This window comes from Pseudomonas viridiflava (assembly GCF_003702045.1).
Classification (GTDB): Bacteria; Pseudomonadota; Gammaproteobacteria; order Pseudomonadales; family Pseudomonadaceae; genus Aquipseudomonas; species Aquipseudomonas viridiflava_C.
The window spans coordinates 275273-289817 of the sequence record NZ_RBTP01000069.1; the positions used below are offsets into that span (position 1 = coordinate 275273).

The 14545-nt window shown below is 55.6% G+C and carries 12 protein-coding genes; 8 read left to right on the forward strand and 4 right to left on the reverse strand.

Annotation, left to right across the window (positions count from 1 at the left end; all coding sequences use genetic code 11):
* The gene (locus tag ALP40_RS22025) at positions 1-537 is read left to right on the forward strand and encodes a glyoxalase superfamily protein (RefSeq protein WP_122210275.1); all 537 of its coding nucleotides are present in this window, start codon (positions 1-3) and stop codon (positions 535-537) included.
* A gap of 102 nt (positions 538-639) precedes the next feature.
* Here the strand turns inward: ALP40_RS22025 and gyrB are convergent, their stop codons facing one another.
* The 4 genes from gyrB to dnaA are packed head-to-tail and all read right to left on the reverse strand — an operon-like array spanning position 640 to position 6861.
* On the reverse strand, positions 640-3057 hold the full coding sequence (gyrB, locus tag ALP40_RS22030) for a DNA topoisomerase (ATP-hydrolyzing) subunit B (RefSeq protein WP_004882454.1): 2418 nt from the start codon (positions 3055-3057) through the stop codon (positions 640-642).
* Positions 3058-3061: 4 nt separating this feature from the next.
* A complete protein-coding gene (recF, locus tag ALP40_RS22035; RefSeq protein WP_122210276.1) occupies positions 3062-4165 on the reverse strand; it encodes a DNA replication/repair protein RecF in 1104 nt (367 codons plus the stop codon).
* A 21-nt stretch (positions 4166-4186) separates the two neighbouring features.
* The gene (dnaN, locus tag ALP40_RS22040; protein ID WP_122210277.1) at positions 4187-5290 is read right to left on the reverse strand and encodes a DNA polymerase III subunit beta; all 1104 of its coding nucleotides are present in this window, start codon (positions 5288-5290) and stop codon (positions 4187-4189) included.
* A gap of 38 nt (positions 5291-5328) precedes the next feature.
* Positions 5329-6861, reverse strand: coding sequence for a chromosomal replication initiator protein DnaA (gene dnaA / locus ALP40_RS22045; protein WP_122210389.1), 1533 nt, complete (start codon positions 6859-6861; stop codon positions 5329-5331).
* Between the two features lie 584 nt (positions 6862-7445).
* Between dnaA and rpmH the strand changes: the two genes are divergently transcribed.
* From rpmH to rsmG, 7 genes are all read left to right on the forward strand, one after another.
* Entirely contained in the window at positions 7446-7580 is a 135-nt protein-coding gene (gene rpmH / locus ALP40_RS22050; RefSeq protein ID WP_002551315.1) for a 50S ribosomal protein L34, read from the forward strand.
* 16 nt (positions 7581-7596) lie between these two features.
* Positions 7597-7998, forward strand: a complete 402-nt coding sequence (gene rnpA, locus ALP40_RS22055) for a ribonuclease P protein component (protein ID WP_147478351.1) — start codon at positions 7597-7599, stop codon at positions 7996-7998.
* Positions 7991-8236, forward strand: a complete 246-nt coding sequence (yidD, locus tag ALP40_RS22060; RefSeq protein WP_004882449.1) for a membrane protein insertion efficiency factor YidD — start codon at positions 7991-7993, stop codon at positions 8234-8236. Before rnpA ends, yidD begins: the two co-directional genes overlap by 8 nt.
* A gap of 2 nt (positions 8237-8238) precedes the next feature.
* Positions 8239-9924, forward strand: coding sequence for a membrane protein insertase YidC (gene yidC / locus ALP40_RS22065; protein ID WP_122210279.1), 1686 nt, complete (start codon positions 8239-8241; stop codon positions 9922-9924).
* A gap of 78 nt (positions 9925-10002) precedes the next feature.
* Positions 10003-11373, forward strand: a complete 1371-nt coding sequence (gene mnmE, locus ALP40_RS22070) for a tRNA uridine-5-carboxymethylaminomethyl(34) synthesis GTPase MnmE (protein WP_122210280.1) — start codon at positions 10003-10005, stop codon at positions 11371-11373.
* 613 nt (positions 11374-11986) lie between these two features.
* The gene (mnmG, locus tag ALP40_RS22075) at positions 11987-13879 is read left to right on the forward strand and encodes a tRNA uridine-5-carboxymethylaminomethyl(34) synthesis enzyme MnmG (protein ID WP_122210390.1); all 1893 of its coding nucleotides are present in this window, start codon (positions 11987-11989) and stop codon (positions 13877-13879) included.
* On the forward strand, positions 13876-14532 hold the full coding sequence (gene rsmG / locus ALP40_RS22080; protein ID WP_181115376.1) for a 16S rRNA (guanine(527)-N(7))-methyltransferase RsmG: 657 nt from the start codon (positions 13876-13878) through the stop codon (positions 14530-14532). The genes mnmG and rsmG overlap by 4 nt, the downstream gene beginning before the upstream one ends.
* Positions 14533-14545 lie beyond the last annotated feature (13 nt).

Sequence of the window (14545 nt, forward strand, 5' to 3'; positions counted from 1 at the left end):
ATGTCATCCATTGAGCAAGCCAAGCAGTGGGCTAAAACGCTGCGTGCGGCACTGGAAGTAAGTGACCAGCGCGTGTCTCACTCTGAAGCACTGGAGCTGGTTGCCAAGCAGTTGGGCTACAAGGACTGGAACACAGCCTCGGCTTTGCTGCACGAAGAAACCGCCACTCAGCCAGCAACCGTCACCTTCGACAGCCCGATACCCATATTGCGAATGTTCGACGAAGCCAAAGCACGTGAGTTCTACCTGGACTTTCTGGGCTTCAGCGTCGAGTTCGAACATCGTTTCGAGGCCGATCTGCCGCTGTACCTTGGGATCGCCAGGGATGGTTTAAAACTTCACCTGTCCGAACACCACGGCGATTGCAGCCCTGGCTCAACAGTTTTCGTCCCAATGAAGAACATAGAAATGCTACGCGATGAATTACGGGCCAAGCGTTATGGATACGGCAGGCCGGATATCGTGGAGCAGGGATGGGGTAGGGTGCTTGAGGTTTACGATCCGTTCGGCAACAGGATTCGCTTTTACGAGGATTGAGGCGGCTGCTGACTGATCCGGTACACCCCTCGTTATCTCAAACTGCGTATAAACAAAAACCCCGGCGTTCGCCGGGGTTGATGGTGAAGCATGCGCTCTGGATCAGAAATCCAGATTGGACACCGCCAACGCGTTGCTCTCGATGAAGTCACGGCGTGGCTCGACCGCATCACCCATCAGGGTGTTGAAGATCTGGTCAGCGCCGATGGCGTCTTCGATGGTGACCTTCAGCATGCGGCGCACGCTTGGGTCCATTGTGGTTTCCCACAACTGATCGGGGTTCATCTCGCCCAGACCTTTGTATCGCTGGATGGTGTGGCGCTTGGTGCTTTCTGCCATGAGCCAGGCGAGGGCGTCCTTGAACTCCGTAACCTGCTTCTTGCGCTCGCCACGTTGAACGTAAGCGCCTTCTTCCAGCAGAGAGCTGATCTGCAGGCCCAAGGCGGTAACGGTCTTGTAGTCATTGCTGCCGAAGAAGTCGCGGTTGAAGGTGACGTAATTCGACAGGCCGTGGGAGATCAGTTCGACCTCTGGCAGCCAGACATTACGTTCACGGTCTTCGCGCAGGCTGGCCTTGTAAACCAGACCCGACTTCTCCCCGGTGCGCAGACGCGCATCGAACAGGTCCAGCCACGACTGCATGGCGGCGTGGTCGGAAAGCTGCTCCAGCGTGACAGGAGGCAGGTAAACAAAGTGCTCGGTCAGTTCCTGAGGGTACAGGCGCGACAGACGCTTGAGCGTCTTCATGACCATGCGGAAGTCGTTGACCAGACGCTGCAGCGCCTCGCCCGAGATACCCGGTGCGGACTCGCTGAGGTGCAGGCTGGCGTCCTCCAGAGCCGACTGGGTCATGTATTCTTCCATGGCCTCATCGTCTTTGATGTACTGCTCCTGCTTGCCTTTCTTGACCTTGTACAGCGGCGGCTGAGCGATGTAGATGTAGCCGCGCTCGATTAGCTCAGGCAACTGACGGAAGAAGAAGGTCAGCAACAAGGTACGGATGTGAGAACCGTCGACGTCAGCATCGGTCATGATGATGATGTTGTGATAACGCAACTTGTCGATGTTGTACTCTTCGCGGCCGATGCCACAGCCCAGCGCGGTGATCAAGGTGCCTACTTCCTGGGAAGAGATCATCTTGTCGAAACGCGCTTTTTCCACGTTCAGGATCTTGCCTTTCAACGGCAGGATGGCCTGGGTCTTACGGTTACGCCCCTGCTTGGCTGATCCGCCAGCAGAGTCCCCTTCCACCAGGTACAGTTCGGAGAGGGCAGGGTCTTTCTCTTGGCAGTCGGCGAGTTTGCCCGGCAGGCCAGCGATGTCCAATGCACCTTTACGGCGGGTCATCTCACGGGCCTTGCGAGCGGCTTCACGAGCGCGCGCAGCGTCGATCATCTTGCCGACAACCGCCTTGGCTTCGTTCGGGTTTTCCAGCAGGAAGTCCGAGAAATACTTGCCCATTTCCTGCTCAACGGCAGTTTTGACTTCGGACGAAACCAGCTTGTCCTTGGTCTGCGAGCTGAACTTGGGATCAGGTACTTTCACCGAGATGATTGCTGTCAGACCTTCACGCGCATCGTCACCGGTGGTGGCGACCTTGTGCTTCTTGGCCAGGCCTTCCTGCTCGATGTAGTTGTTCAGGTTACGTGTCAGCGCAGAGCGGAAACCCACGAGGTGAGTACCGCCGTCACGCTGCGGGATGTTGTTGGTAAAGCACAACAGGTTCTCGTTGAAGCTGTCGTTCCACTGCAACGCGATCTCGACACCCACACCATCGTCACGCTGGACGTTGAAGTGGAAGACTTCGTTGACCGGAGTCTTGTTGGTGTTCAGGTACTCAACGAACGCACGCAAACCGCCCTCGTACTTGAACAGCTCTTCTTTGCCGCTGCGCTCGTCCTTCAGCATGATGCCGACGCCGGAGTTCAAGAAAGACAGTTCACGAATCCGCTTGGCCAAAATGTCCCAGCTGAAGTGGATGTTCTTGAACGTGTCGGCCGAAGGCTTGAAGTGGATCTGAGTACCCGTGGTGTCGCTTTCACCTACGATCTTCATCGGTTCCTGCGGGACACCGTGGACGTAGGTCTGCTCCCAGATCTTGCCGCTACGACGCACTGTCAGCAGCAGAATTTCCGAGAGGGCGTTTACCACCGAGACGCCCACACCGTGGAGGCCGCCGGATACCTTATAAGAATTGTCGTCGAACTTACCGCCAGCGTGCAGCACGGTCATGATGACCTCAGCTGCCGAAACGCCTTCTTCTTTGTGTACGTCTACCGGAATACCGCGACCGTTGTCGCGGACGGTGATCGATTCGTCAGGATGAATGATGATACTGATGTCGTCGCAATGGCCTGCCAGTGCTTCGTCGATCGAGTTATCAACCACCTCGAATACCATGTGATGCAGACCGCTACCGTCGTCTGTATCGCCGATGTACATTCCGGGACGCTTGCGTACGGCATCAAGTCCTTTCAGCACTTTAATGCTGGACGAGTCGTACGTTTGATTTTCGCTCATGCAATCACTCCCGATGGTCGTGGGTCTGGGTGATACGGCCCTGTTCCACGTGGAACAAAGCAACTGGCGTTTCCGTCTGCCAGCCTTCCCTCAAAAATTCTTGATCTACACAGGTGATGAATACCTGGCAGCGTAATTCTTCCAGCAAACGGCAAAGCGCCCGGCGATGGTTGTCATCCAGTTCGGAAGGCAAATCATCCACTAGGTAAATACATTGACCGCGTCTTACCTGACTGACTAAATGTCCCTGAGCAATACGTAGCGCACAGACCACCAACTTTTGCTGGCCGCGAGACAAAATATCCGCCGCATTGTGAGCGCCTAATCTAAGACGCAAATCAGCTCGTTGTGGTCCGGCTTGGGTATGACCCATTTGCTGATCACGACTCAAGGAAGAAGCGAGCACAGTGCTCAGCTCTTTTTCTTTGTCCCATCCTCGGTAGTAGCTCAGGGTCAAACCTTCGAGCTCAACGAGTTCGCTCAAAGTCTGCTCAAAGACTGGCTTCAATGCCTTGATGTAAGCACGTCGAAACTCATCGATTTCGTCACTCGCCAGGCACAGCTCACGGTCCCATGCCGCCTGCGAAGCGGCGTCAAGTGTACCATGCCGAAGCCACGAGTTACGCTGCCTCAGGGCCTTCTGCAGTCGCTGCCAGGTGGCCATGAAACGAGGTTCCACGTGGAACACTCCCCAGTCTAAAAATTGCCTACGTATCTTCGGCGCGCCTTCGAGCAATCTGAAGCTATCCGGATTGATCAACTGTAACGGTAAGATTTCAGCGAGCTGAGCAGCGCTACGGGCATTTTGTCCGTCAATGCGGATCTGGAACTCGCCTTGTCTATCCCGAGCAACACCCAGGCTGCTGTGTCCGCCTTGAGCGAGTTCGACTTGGCCAAAAACCGTGCAGGACGGTTGTTCGTATTGGATGACAGGAAGCAGTCGACTGCTACGGAAAGAACGAGCAATACCCAGCAGATGGATAGCCTCCAGCACACTGGTTTTGCCGCTGCCGTTGGCACCGTAAAGGATGTTGATACGCGGGGAGGGGGAGAGGGTCACCGGGTGCAGATTGCGCACCCCGGTGACCGAGATGCGGCTGAGAGACATCTAGGTTTCGCTGGACATGGGTTACAGACGCATCGGCATGACAACGTACGCCGAATCGTCGTTGTCCGATTCCTGCACCAGCGCACTGCTATTGGAGTCGGACAGAATCAAGCGAACCTGTTCGGTGGTCATCACCCCCAATACGTCGAGCAGGTAGCTCACGTTGAAACCAATCTCCAGAGAGCCACCGTTGTACTCGACGCCGATCTCTTCTTCGGCTTCTTCCTGCTCAGGGTTGTTGGCCTGAATCTTCAGTTGACCATTGGCCAGTTGAAGACGAATACCCCGGTACTTTTCGTTGGAGAGAATCGCAGTACGGCTGAACGCTTCGCGCAGCGCTTGGCGATCACCCAACACCAGCTTGTCGCCGCCTTTCGGAAGCACACGTTCGTAATCCGGGAACTTGCCGTCCACCAGTTTGGAGGTAAAGGTGAATTCGCCGGTAGTGGCACGGATGTGATGCTGGCCCAATACGATGCTGACGACACCATCCTGCTCGGTGAGCAGACGTGCCATTTCAAGAATACCTTTGCGCGGCACGATGACCTGATGGCGGTCTGCGTGTTCGATGTCGGCAGTCATGGAACACATCGCCAGACGGTGACCGTCAGTGGCGACTGCACGCAACACGCCCGCACTCACTTCAAGCAGCATGCCGTTGAGGTAGTAGCGAACATCCTGCTGGGCCATAGCGAAGCTGGTACGTTCAATCAAGCGGCGCAGTTTGCTTTGCACCAATTGAAACGTGAGCGAGCCCGGACCTTCTTCCACCGTTGGGAAATCGTTGGCAGGCAGCGTGGACAGCGTAAAGCGGCTGCGTCCTGCTTTCACGATCAACTTGGCATCATCGACCTTGATATCAATCAATGCGTCGTTGGGCAGGCTTTTGCAGATGTCCATGAGCTTGCGCGCAGGAACAGTGATTTCCCCAGGCTCGGCTGGTTCTTCCAGCTGCACACGGCCAACCAGTTCGACTTCCAGGTCAGTACCGGTCAACGACAGCTGCTGACCCTCCACGACCATCAGTACGTTGGATAGCACCGGCAAGGTCTGGCGGCGTTCAACCACGCCGGCGACCAATTGCAGGGGTTTCAACAGGGCTTCGCGTTGAATGGTGAAATGCATGGTCTAGTCCCTTGCCTTAATAAGCTGCACTGGCGTCATCACGTGGTCAGAGTTCGCAGCAGGTTCTTGTAGTCCTCGCGGATATCCGCGTCGGATTCCTTGAGTTCGTTGATCTTTCGGCACGCGTGCAGAACAGTCGTATGGTCCCGGCCACCAAACACGTCGCCGATTTCAGGCAAACTGTGGTTAGTCAGTTCCTTGGATAGCGCCATCGCGACCTGTCTAGGCCGCGCGACGGAACGGGAGCGACGCTTGGACAGCAGATCGGAGATCTTGATCTTGTAATACTCAGCCACCGTGCGCTGAATGTTATCCACACTGACGAGTTTGTCCTGAAGCGCGAGCAAGTCCTTCAACGATTCACGAATCAGTTCGATCGTGATGTCACGCCCCATGAAGTGCGAGTGCGCAATGACGCGCTTCAACGCACCTTCGAGTTCACGGACATTGGAGCGAATACGTTGCGCGATGAAAAACGCGGCATCGTGGGGCAGATCGACCTTGGCCTGGTCTGCCTTCTTCATGAGAATGGCTACGCGGGTCTCAAGCTCGGGCGGCTCGACGGCGACCGTCAGGCCCCAGCCGAAGCGCGACTTGAGACGCTCTTCCAGCCCCTCGATTTCCTTGGGGTAGCGGTCACTGGTCAAAATGACCTGCTGCCCGCCTTCCAACAACGCGTTGAAGGTGTGGAAAAACTCTTCCTGCGAGCGCTCTTTACGTGCGAAGAATTGGATGTCATCGATCAGCAGCGCATCGACCGAGCGGTAAAAACGCTTGAATTCATTGATCGCATTGAGCTGCAACGCCTTGACCATGTCGGCAACGAAACGCTCCGAATGCAGGTAAACGACCTTCGCGTTCGGGTTCTTCTTGAGCAGGTGGTTACCCACAGCGTGCATCAAGTGCGTTTTACCGAGACCCACACCGCCATAAAGGAAGAGCGGGTTGTAACCGTGCTTCGGATTGTCGGCGACCTGCCAGGCGGCAGCACGTGCCAGCTGGTTGGATTTACCTTCGACAAAATTCTCGAACGTGAACGTGCGGTTCAGATAACTGGTGTGCTTGAGCGCACCTTCAACCTGCACGGTGCGTTGTTCGGCCCTTGCCGGTGCCTGTTGAGAACTTGCCCCCGCCATCGGATCGAAACTGTCACGCGAGGGCTCGCTATGGCTTACAGACTCTTGAGCAGGAGAGGGCGAAGCGGCTTGCGCAACGGACGCTGCAGCCGGTGCCGTCACCTGCGCATTGTTCGCCGAACTGGCGGACAGCGCCTGCGAAGCCGCCGCGGCCAAAGGCGCGTTCGGGGCGGCACGGGGCGCAGAGCTGCGCTTGCTTCCTATTAATAAGGAAAGAGCTGGCGCCACACCTTGGCCGTGTTCGCCAAGAAGTTCCAGCAAGCGGCCGAGGTATTTTTCGTTTACCCAATCAAGCACAAAACGGTTTGGTGCATAGACACGCAACTCGTCGCCTTCGGCTTCGACCTGTAGCGGACGGATCCAGGTGTTGAATTGCTGGGCAGGCAGCTCATCGCGCAAAAGCTCCACGCACTGCTGCCAAAGTTCCACTGACACGGACATCCCCTAAGTTGAAAGCCGGTGAGGCAAAAACAGCCGCCATTGTAACGATCCGGCGAAGACTTATCCACATGTAGGTTGCTAACAGTCCGCTATAAATCATCGATTTAGCTCACCCATAGACGACGAACGGTATGTGCATAAGCTCTGTGGATAACAAGGCTTCAGCCCATTGCATAAGTCGGGTCGAAAGTCTGTGGATAACCGCTCTGTGGATAACATGGCGTTTCATGCACAGCTTTTCCGACGGCGCAGCACAGGCAGGGCACCGTTTCTCGACAACCTTTTGAAACGCTGTACAGCACGATACACGGGGCTCTCAGAATGTTATCCACAGATATCCTTCACGTAAGAGTTATAAGCGTTATAAAAAAGCTTTAAATATTCTCTCTTTTTATTTCTATAACTGAGCAAGCGTGAAGAGGCTAAGCACATTACGTGGAGGGGCTGATTACCCATATAGGAGGCCAATGAAGAAAAGCTGGTTGGAAATTGACCTGCGGGCCCGCTTTCTCTAGAATCCCCGGTCTCTTAAAACGGGGGCCATTCCGGCCCGTAGTGGACGAACCAGGTAACACGCCATGAAACGTACTTTCCAACCCAGCACTATCAAGCGCGCCCGCACCCACGGTTTCCGTGCACGTATGGCCACCAAAAACGGCCGTGCAGTCCTGTCGCGTCGTCGCGCCAAAGGCCGTAAGCGTCTGGCAGTTTGATAAATCGGCACAGGAGGTGAGTCGAGACTTCAGTCGGGAAAAGCGTTTGCTCACTCCCCGGCATTTCAAGGCAGTCTTTGACTCCCCTACCGGCAAGGTTCCGGGGAAAAATCTCCTGCTCCTTGCGCGCAACAACGACCTTGATCATCCCCGCCTGGGGCTGGTGATAGGTAAAAAGAGCGTCAAGCTCTCCGTTGAGCGCAATCGTTTGAAACGCCTGATGCGCGAATCATTTCGCCAGCACCAAGACAGTTTGGTGGGCTGGGATATCGTTATCGTCGCGCGTAAAGGTTTGGGTGATGTAGAAAACCCTGAACTGATTCAGCATTTCGGCAAGCTGTGGAAAAGACTGGCACGTAGCCAACCTGCTCCTCAGGCAAAATCCGAACCTGCAGGGGTGGACAGTCCCGATGCGTAAACTGGCGCTCGTTCCGATCCAGTTTTATCGCTATGCCATTAGCCCGCTGATGGCCAGTCACTGTCGTTTCTACCCCAGTTGCTCCTGCTACGCGTATGAAGCCATCGATAATCATGGCCTTCTACGCGGCGGCTGGCTGGCAATGCGCCGCTTGGGTCGCTGTCATCCGTGGAATCCCGGTGGTTATGACCCGGTTCCACCTGTCCCCACCTCCCGTTCTTCTTCGATGGCCGAGTAATCATGGATATTAAACGCACGATCCTGATCGTCGCCCTGGCAATCGTGACCTACGTCGGGGTTCTGAAATGGAACCAGGACTACGGTCAGGCAGCCATGCCGACCCAGAGTGTTGCAACCAGCAATTCCGCACCGGGCATTCCGGATACGGCTGCTGGTAATAATGGTTCTGCCAGCGCCGATGTTCCTAGCGCCAATGCAACCAATGCCGCGGCTCCTCTTGAGACTCCGGCCGTAGCCAGCAAAGACCTTATCCAGGTCAAGACCGATGTGCTCGATCTTGCGATCGATCCGGTAGGTGGTGACGTTGTTCAACTCCGTCTGCCTCTTTATCCGCGCCGTCAGGACCGTCCCGATGTCCCGTTTCAGTTGTTTGACAACGGCGGCGAACGTACTTTTCTGGCACAAAGTGGCCTGACAGGCACCAACGGTCCCGATGCTCGCGCTGCCGGTCGTCCGGTTTACACGTCTGCGCAAAAGACTTATCAACTGGCTGACGGCCAGAACGATATGGTCGTTGACCTGAAGTTTTCGGAAAACGGCGTCAATTACATCAAGCGCTTCACGTTTAAACGCGGTCTCTACGACCTGGTCGTGACTTACGTTGTGGATAACCAGAGCGCGCAGCCTTGGTCCGGTAACCTGTTCGCGCAACTGAAGCGCGACGCCAGTTCCGATCCATCGTCGACCACAGCGACCGGTACCGCCACTTATCTGGGTGCGGCACTGTGGACTGCTGCGGAGCCCTACAAAAAAGTGTCGATGAAAGATATCGACAAGGGCCAGGTCAAAGAAACCGTTCAAGGTGGCTGGGTTGCCTGGTTGCAACACTACTTCGTGACCGCGTGGATTCCTGATCACAATGTAAGCAACGTGGTTCAGACCCGCAAAGACAGCCAGGGCAATTACATCATCGGGTTCACCAGCCCGACATTGACTGTCGCTCCGGGTGCCCAGGGCGAAACGACCGCTACCCTGTACGCAGGTCCAAAAAGCCAGGCGGTACTCAAAGAGTTATCCCCAGGTCTGGAACTGACAGTCGACTATGGCTTTCTGTGGTTCATTGCTCAGCCTATCTTCTGGCTGCTGCAACACATCCACGCAATTCTTGGCAACTGGGGCTGGTCGATCATCGTCCTGACCATGTTGATCAAGGGCCTGTTCTTCCCTCTATCGGCGGCCAGTTACAAATCGATGGCCCGCATGCGCGCAGTGGCTCCAAAGCTTGCGCTGCTGAAGGAACAACATGGCGATGATCGCCAGAAAATGTCCCAGGCCATGATGGAGCTGTACAAGAAAGAGAAGATCAACCCGCTGGGTGGATGCTTGCCGATTCTTGTGCAGATGCCGGTTTTCCTTTCGCTGTACTGGGTACTCCTGGAAAGCGTGGAAATGCGTCAGGCTCCTTGGATCTTGTGGATAACCGACCTGTCGATTAAAGACCCGTTCTTCATTCTGCCGATCATCATGGGCGCAACCATGTTTATTCAGCAGCGTCTGAACCCGACTCCGCCGGATCCGATGCAGGCCAAGGTCATGAAAATGATGCCAATCATCTTCACGTTCTTCTTCCTGTGGTTCCCTGCCGGTCTGGTTCTGTACTGGGTCGTGAACAACACCCTGTCGATCGCACAGCAGGCCTACATCACTCGCAAGATCGAAGCGGCTACCAAGAAAGCGGCTGCTTGACCTAACCTGTGAATAAGTTCTACAAAGCGCCCCCTCGTGGGGCGTTTTGCTATCTGTCAGTTGTCCAGGAGCCGGACCATGAACGTCCCTCGTGAAACCATCGCCGCTATCGCCACAGCTCAAGGCCGTGGCGGCGTCGGCATCGTCCGTATCTCGGGTCCTTTGGCCAGCAAGGCGGCACACGCCATCATCGGCCGTACACCCAAACCTCGTTATGCCCATTACGGGCCGTTCGCCGATGCATCCGGCCAAGTGCTGGATGAAGGAATTGCCCTGTTTTTCCCGGGTCCCAACTCCTTTACCGGCGAAGACGTACTGGAGTTACAGGGGCACGGCGGTCCAATCGTGCTGGACATGCTGCTGCAGCGTTGTCTTGAATTGGGCAGCCGCCTGGCACGTCCCGGGGAATTCAGCGAACGAGCATTTCTCAACGACAAGCTGGATCTGGCACAGGCTGAAGCCATTGCTGACTTGATCGAGGCAAGTTCTGCACAGGCTGCACGTAACGCATTACGATCGTTGCAAGGCGCGTTTTCGCAGCGTGTGGATAAGTTGACCGAGAAATTGATCAGCTTGCGTATCTATGTCGAGGCGGCGATCGACTTTCCGGAAGAAGAAATCGACTTTCTCGCCGATGGTCATGTGTTGAGCATGCTTGATGGCGTGCGCGCTGAGTTATCCACAGTACTGCGTGAAGCCGGCCAAGGCGCGTTGTTGCGTGATGGCATGACGGTAGTGATTGCAGGAAGGCCCAACGCCGGCAAATCCAGCCTGCTCAATGCCCTTGCAGGACGCGAAGCTGCGATTGTGACCGAGATCGCAGGCACCACGCGCGATGTGCTGCGCGAACATATCCACATCGATGGCATGCCGTTGCATGTAGTTGATACGGCGGGCTTGCGAGATACGCAGGACCAGGTCGAAATGATCGGCGTGCAACGTGCCCTCAAGGCTATTGGCGAGGCTGACAGGATTCTGCTGGTTGTCGACGCTACCGCTCCAGAAGCGAGCAATCCTTTTGCGCTATGGCCCGAATTTCTCGAACAACGGCCAGACCCGGCCAAGGTCACACTGATTCGAAACAAGTCGGACCTGAGTGGCGACGTCATTGGCTTGGAAACCAGCCCGGATGGCCATGTCACCCTCAGCCTCAGTGCCAAGGCAGGAGGGGAGGGACTTGAATTGCTGCGTGAGCACCTCAAGGCTTGTATGGGCTATGAGCAAACATCCGAAAGCAGCTTCAGCGCCCGACGTCGTCACCTTGAAGCGCTGCGCCACGCCAGCGACTCCCTTGAGCACGGCAGAGCACAATTGACGCTTGCAGGCGCTGGAGAGCTGTTGGCTGAGGACCTGCGTCAGGCGCAGCAGGCATTGGGCGAGATCACCGGTGCGTTTAGCTCTGATGATCTGCTGGGCCGAATCTTTTCCAGCTTCTGTATCGGAAAATAGTGCTTTAAAAGCTGACGCGCATCGACGTAGCGCGCGTCAGCTGTTTCTTTGCAGCTTCAGATAAGCTGTCACACCTCAGCAACCTTACGTATACCCCCTCCCGCAAAGGCTCAATCTTTCAAAAATTGATCGCCTTTGCGTAGCCGTGGGCACCTGATACACCCACCTCGGAATCATTACGCCACTCAATCTCGACGTTGCCAGACAAGAATCTGCTATTTTTTCAGAATTAAGCCCTGTGTATAACCAACCTTTAGCTCGGTTGATAACCGGGGGTGAAAGCTGAAGATAAACCCGCCTGTGGACAAGTAGTACTTTAATCCACAGGCTCAGGACAGTTATCCCAACCCCTCAACGGCACATGACCACAGACTTTTGAATCGCTGTACATAAAGTAGATAGAGGCGTGTAGCGATCTATCCACAGAAAATAAGCTCAGTAAGAATAAACATAAAAACAAGGCTTTATAAACTTTCTTTCCTTTTTATTTTCTTTATCCGCGAGTTTTCCACAGCTGGTTAAATTTTGTGCAACGGGTTTCATTCAGGTGGGGGAAGTCCCTATACTTGTCAGCTATCCCAATTTCCCATCGACAACAGGCACGAGGTGCGTGGTGGATTTCCCTTCCCGTTTTGAAGTGATCGTCATCGGTGGCGGTCATGCCGGTACCGAGGCCGCACTTGCGTCGGCACGCATGGGTGTAAAAACCCTGCTGTTGACGCATAACGTGGAAACCCTCGGTCAGATGAGCTGCAACCCCGCCATTGGTGGCATAGGCAAGAGTCATCTGGTCAAAGAAATCGATGCCCTTGGCGGCGCGATGGCTATGGCCACTGACAAAGGCGGTATTCAGTTTCGCGTGCTCAACAGCCGTAAAGGTCCGGCCGTACGGGCAACCCGTGCGCAGGCCGACCGCGTGCTGTACAAAGCCGCGATTCGCGAAACCCTGGAAAATCAGCCGAACCTGTGGATATTTCAGCAATCCTGCGACGACTTGATCGTCGAGCAGGATCAGGTTCGCGGTGTGGTCACCCAGATGGGGCTGCGCTTCATGGCCGATTCCGTGGTATTGACCACCGGCACATTCTTGGGCGGTCTTATCCACATCGGTATGCAGAACTATTCCGGTGGCCGCGCTGGTGACCCACCATCCATCGCGCTCGCACGCCGTTTGCGCGAACTGCCGTTACGTGTGGGGCGCTTGAAAACAGGCACGCCGCCACGTATCGATGGTCGATCTGTCGATTTCTCGGTAATGACCGAACAGCCGGGTGATACACCGATTCCCGTCATGTCGTTCATGGGGTCCAAGGAACAACATCCTGCACAGGTGAGTTGCTGGATTACCCACACCAATGCGCGGACACACGAAATCATCGCGTCCAACCTTGATCGCTCACCCATGTATTCCGGTGTGATCGAAGGGATTGGTCCGCGCTATTGCCCATCGATCGAAGACAAGATCCATCGCTTTGCCGACAAGGAAAGCCATCAGGTCTTCATTGAGCCGGAGGGTCTGACCACCCACGAGCTGTACCCGAACGGCATCTCAACATCGCTCCCGTTCGACGTGCAGTTACAGATCGTTCGCTCGATTCGCGGCATGGAGAATGCGCACATTGTTCGCCCGGGCTACGCCATCGAGTATGACTACTTCGATCCACGCGATCTGAAGTACAGCCTCGAAACCAAGGTGATTGGCGGTCTGTTTTTCGCAGGCCAGATCAACGGCACAACCGGTTACGAAGAAGCGGGCGCTCAAGGTTTGCTGGCCGGTACCAACGCGGCGCTGCGTGCGCAAGGTCGAGACAGTTGGTGTCCGCGTCGCGATGAAGCCTACATCGGGGTATTGGTCGACGACCTGATCACCTTGGGTACGCAAGAGCCTTACCGGATGTTCACTTCTCGCGCCGAATACCGTCTGATCCTGCGTGAAGACAACGCCGATCTGCGTCTGACTGAAAAAGGTCGGGAACTGGGACTGGTCGATGACGCACGCTGGGCTGCGTTTTGCACCAAACGTGAAAACATCGCACTGGAAGAACAGCGTCTGAAAAGTACCTGGGTTCGTCCAGGAACCGAGCAAGGCGATGCCATTGCCGCGCATTTCGGCACGCCGCTGACCCACGAATACAATCTGCTCAACCTGCTGACACGTCCGGAAGTGGATTACGCCAGTCTGATTTCCCTCACGGGTGAGGGCTGCAGTGATCCACAGGTCGCCGAGCAGGTGGAGATCAAGACCAAATACGCCGGTTACATCGATCGTCAACAGGACGAAATCGCCCGTTTGCGTGCGAGCGAAGACACAAAACTGCCTGAAGACATCGACTACGCCGGGATTTCCGGTCTGTCGAAAGAAATTCAAAGCAAGCTGGGGATAACTCGTCCCGAAACCCTCGGGCAGGCTTCGCGCATTCCAGGCGTCACGCCAGCAGCGATTTCTCTGTTGATGATTCACTTGAAAAAACGCGGCGCCGGCCGTCAGTTGGAGCAAAGCGCTTGAGTTCTATGGTCACTCCGCAACACGCCGAAGAGTTATCCACAGGCGCACGCGCTATGGGCATAGAGCTCACTCCGGGCCAGCACGAGCAATTGCTGGCCTATCTGGCGCTCTTGATCAAGTGGAACAAGGCTTACAACCTCACTGCTGTGCGTAACCCCGACGAGATGGTGTCCCGGCATCTGCTCGACAGCCTGAGTGTGATTTCTTTCATGGAAGGCGGTGCCGAGGGCGAGCGCTGGCTCGACGTGGGCAGCGGTGGGGGCATGCCCGGTATCCCGATGGCAATCATGTTTCCACAAATGAACGTCTCGCTGCTGGACAGCAACGGCAAAAAGACTCGCTTCCAGACCCAGGTCAAACTGGAGCTGAAGCTGGATAACCTCGAAGTTATCCACAGCCGGGCCGAGACGTACCAGCCTGAGGTACCGTTCAACGGAATCATTTCCCGTGCGTTCAGCAGTCTGGAAGACTTCACCGGATGGACTCGCCACATGGGTGACACCCAGACACGCTGGCTGGCGATGAAAGGGCTGCATCCTGCCGACGAACTGGTAGCATTGCCCTCGGATTTTCACCTCGATAGCGCACAAGCCTTGACCGTTCCAGGTTGCCAAGGCCAACGCCATCTGCTGATACTGCGCCGCACGGCATGATTGGGAACACAAG

Excerpts from the sequence above, each read along its gene's own strand:
- ALP40_RS22025 (WP_122210275.1), top strand. The coding sequence starts at position 1 with ATGTCATCCATTGAGCAAGCCAAGCAGTGGGCTAAAACGCTGCGTGCG.
- gyrB (WP_004882454.1), bottom strand. The coding sequence starts at position 3,057 with ATGAGCGAAAATCAAACGTACGACTCGTCCAGCATTAAAGTGCTGAAA.
- recF (WP_122210276.1), bottom strand. The coding sequence starts at position 4,165 with ATGTCTCTCAGCCGCATCTCGGTCACCGGGGTGCGCAATCTGCACCCG.
- dnaN (WP_122210277.1), bottom strand. The coding sequence starts at position 5,290 with ATGCATTTCACCATTCAACGCGAAGCCCTGTTGAAACCCCTGCAATTG.
- rpmH (WP_002551315.1), top strand. The coding sequence starts at position 7,446 with ATGAAACGTACTTTCCAACCCAGCACTATCAAGCGCGCCCGCACCCAC.
- yidD (WP_004882449.1), top strand. The coding sequence starts at position 7,991 with ATGCGTAAACTGGCGCTCGTTCCGATCCAGTTTTATCGCTATGCCATT.
- yidC (WP_122210279.1), top strand. The coding sequence starts at position 8,239 with ATGGATATTAAACGCACGATCCTGATCGTCGCCCTGGCAATCGTGACC.
- mnmE (WP_122210280.1), top strand. The coding sequence starts at position 10,003 with ATGAACGTCCCTCGTGAAACCATCGCCGCTATCGCCACAGCTCAAGGC.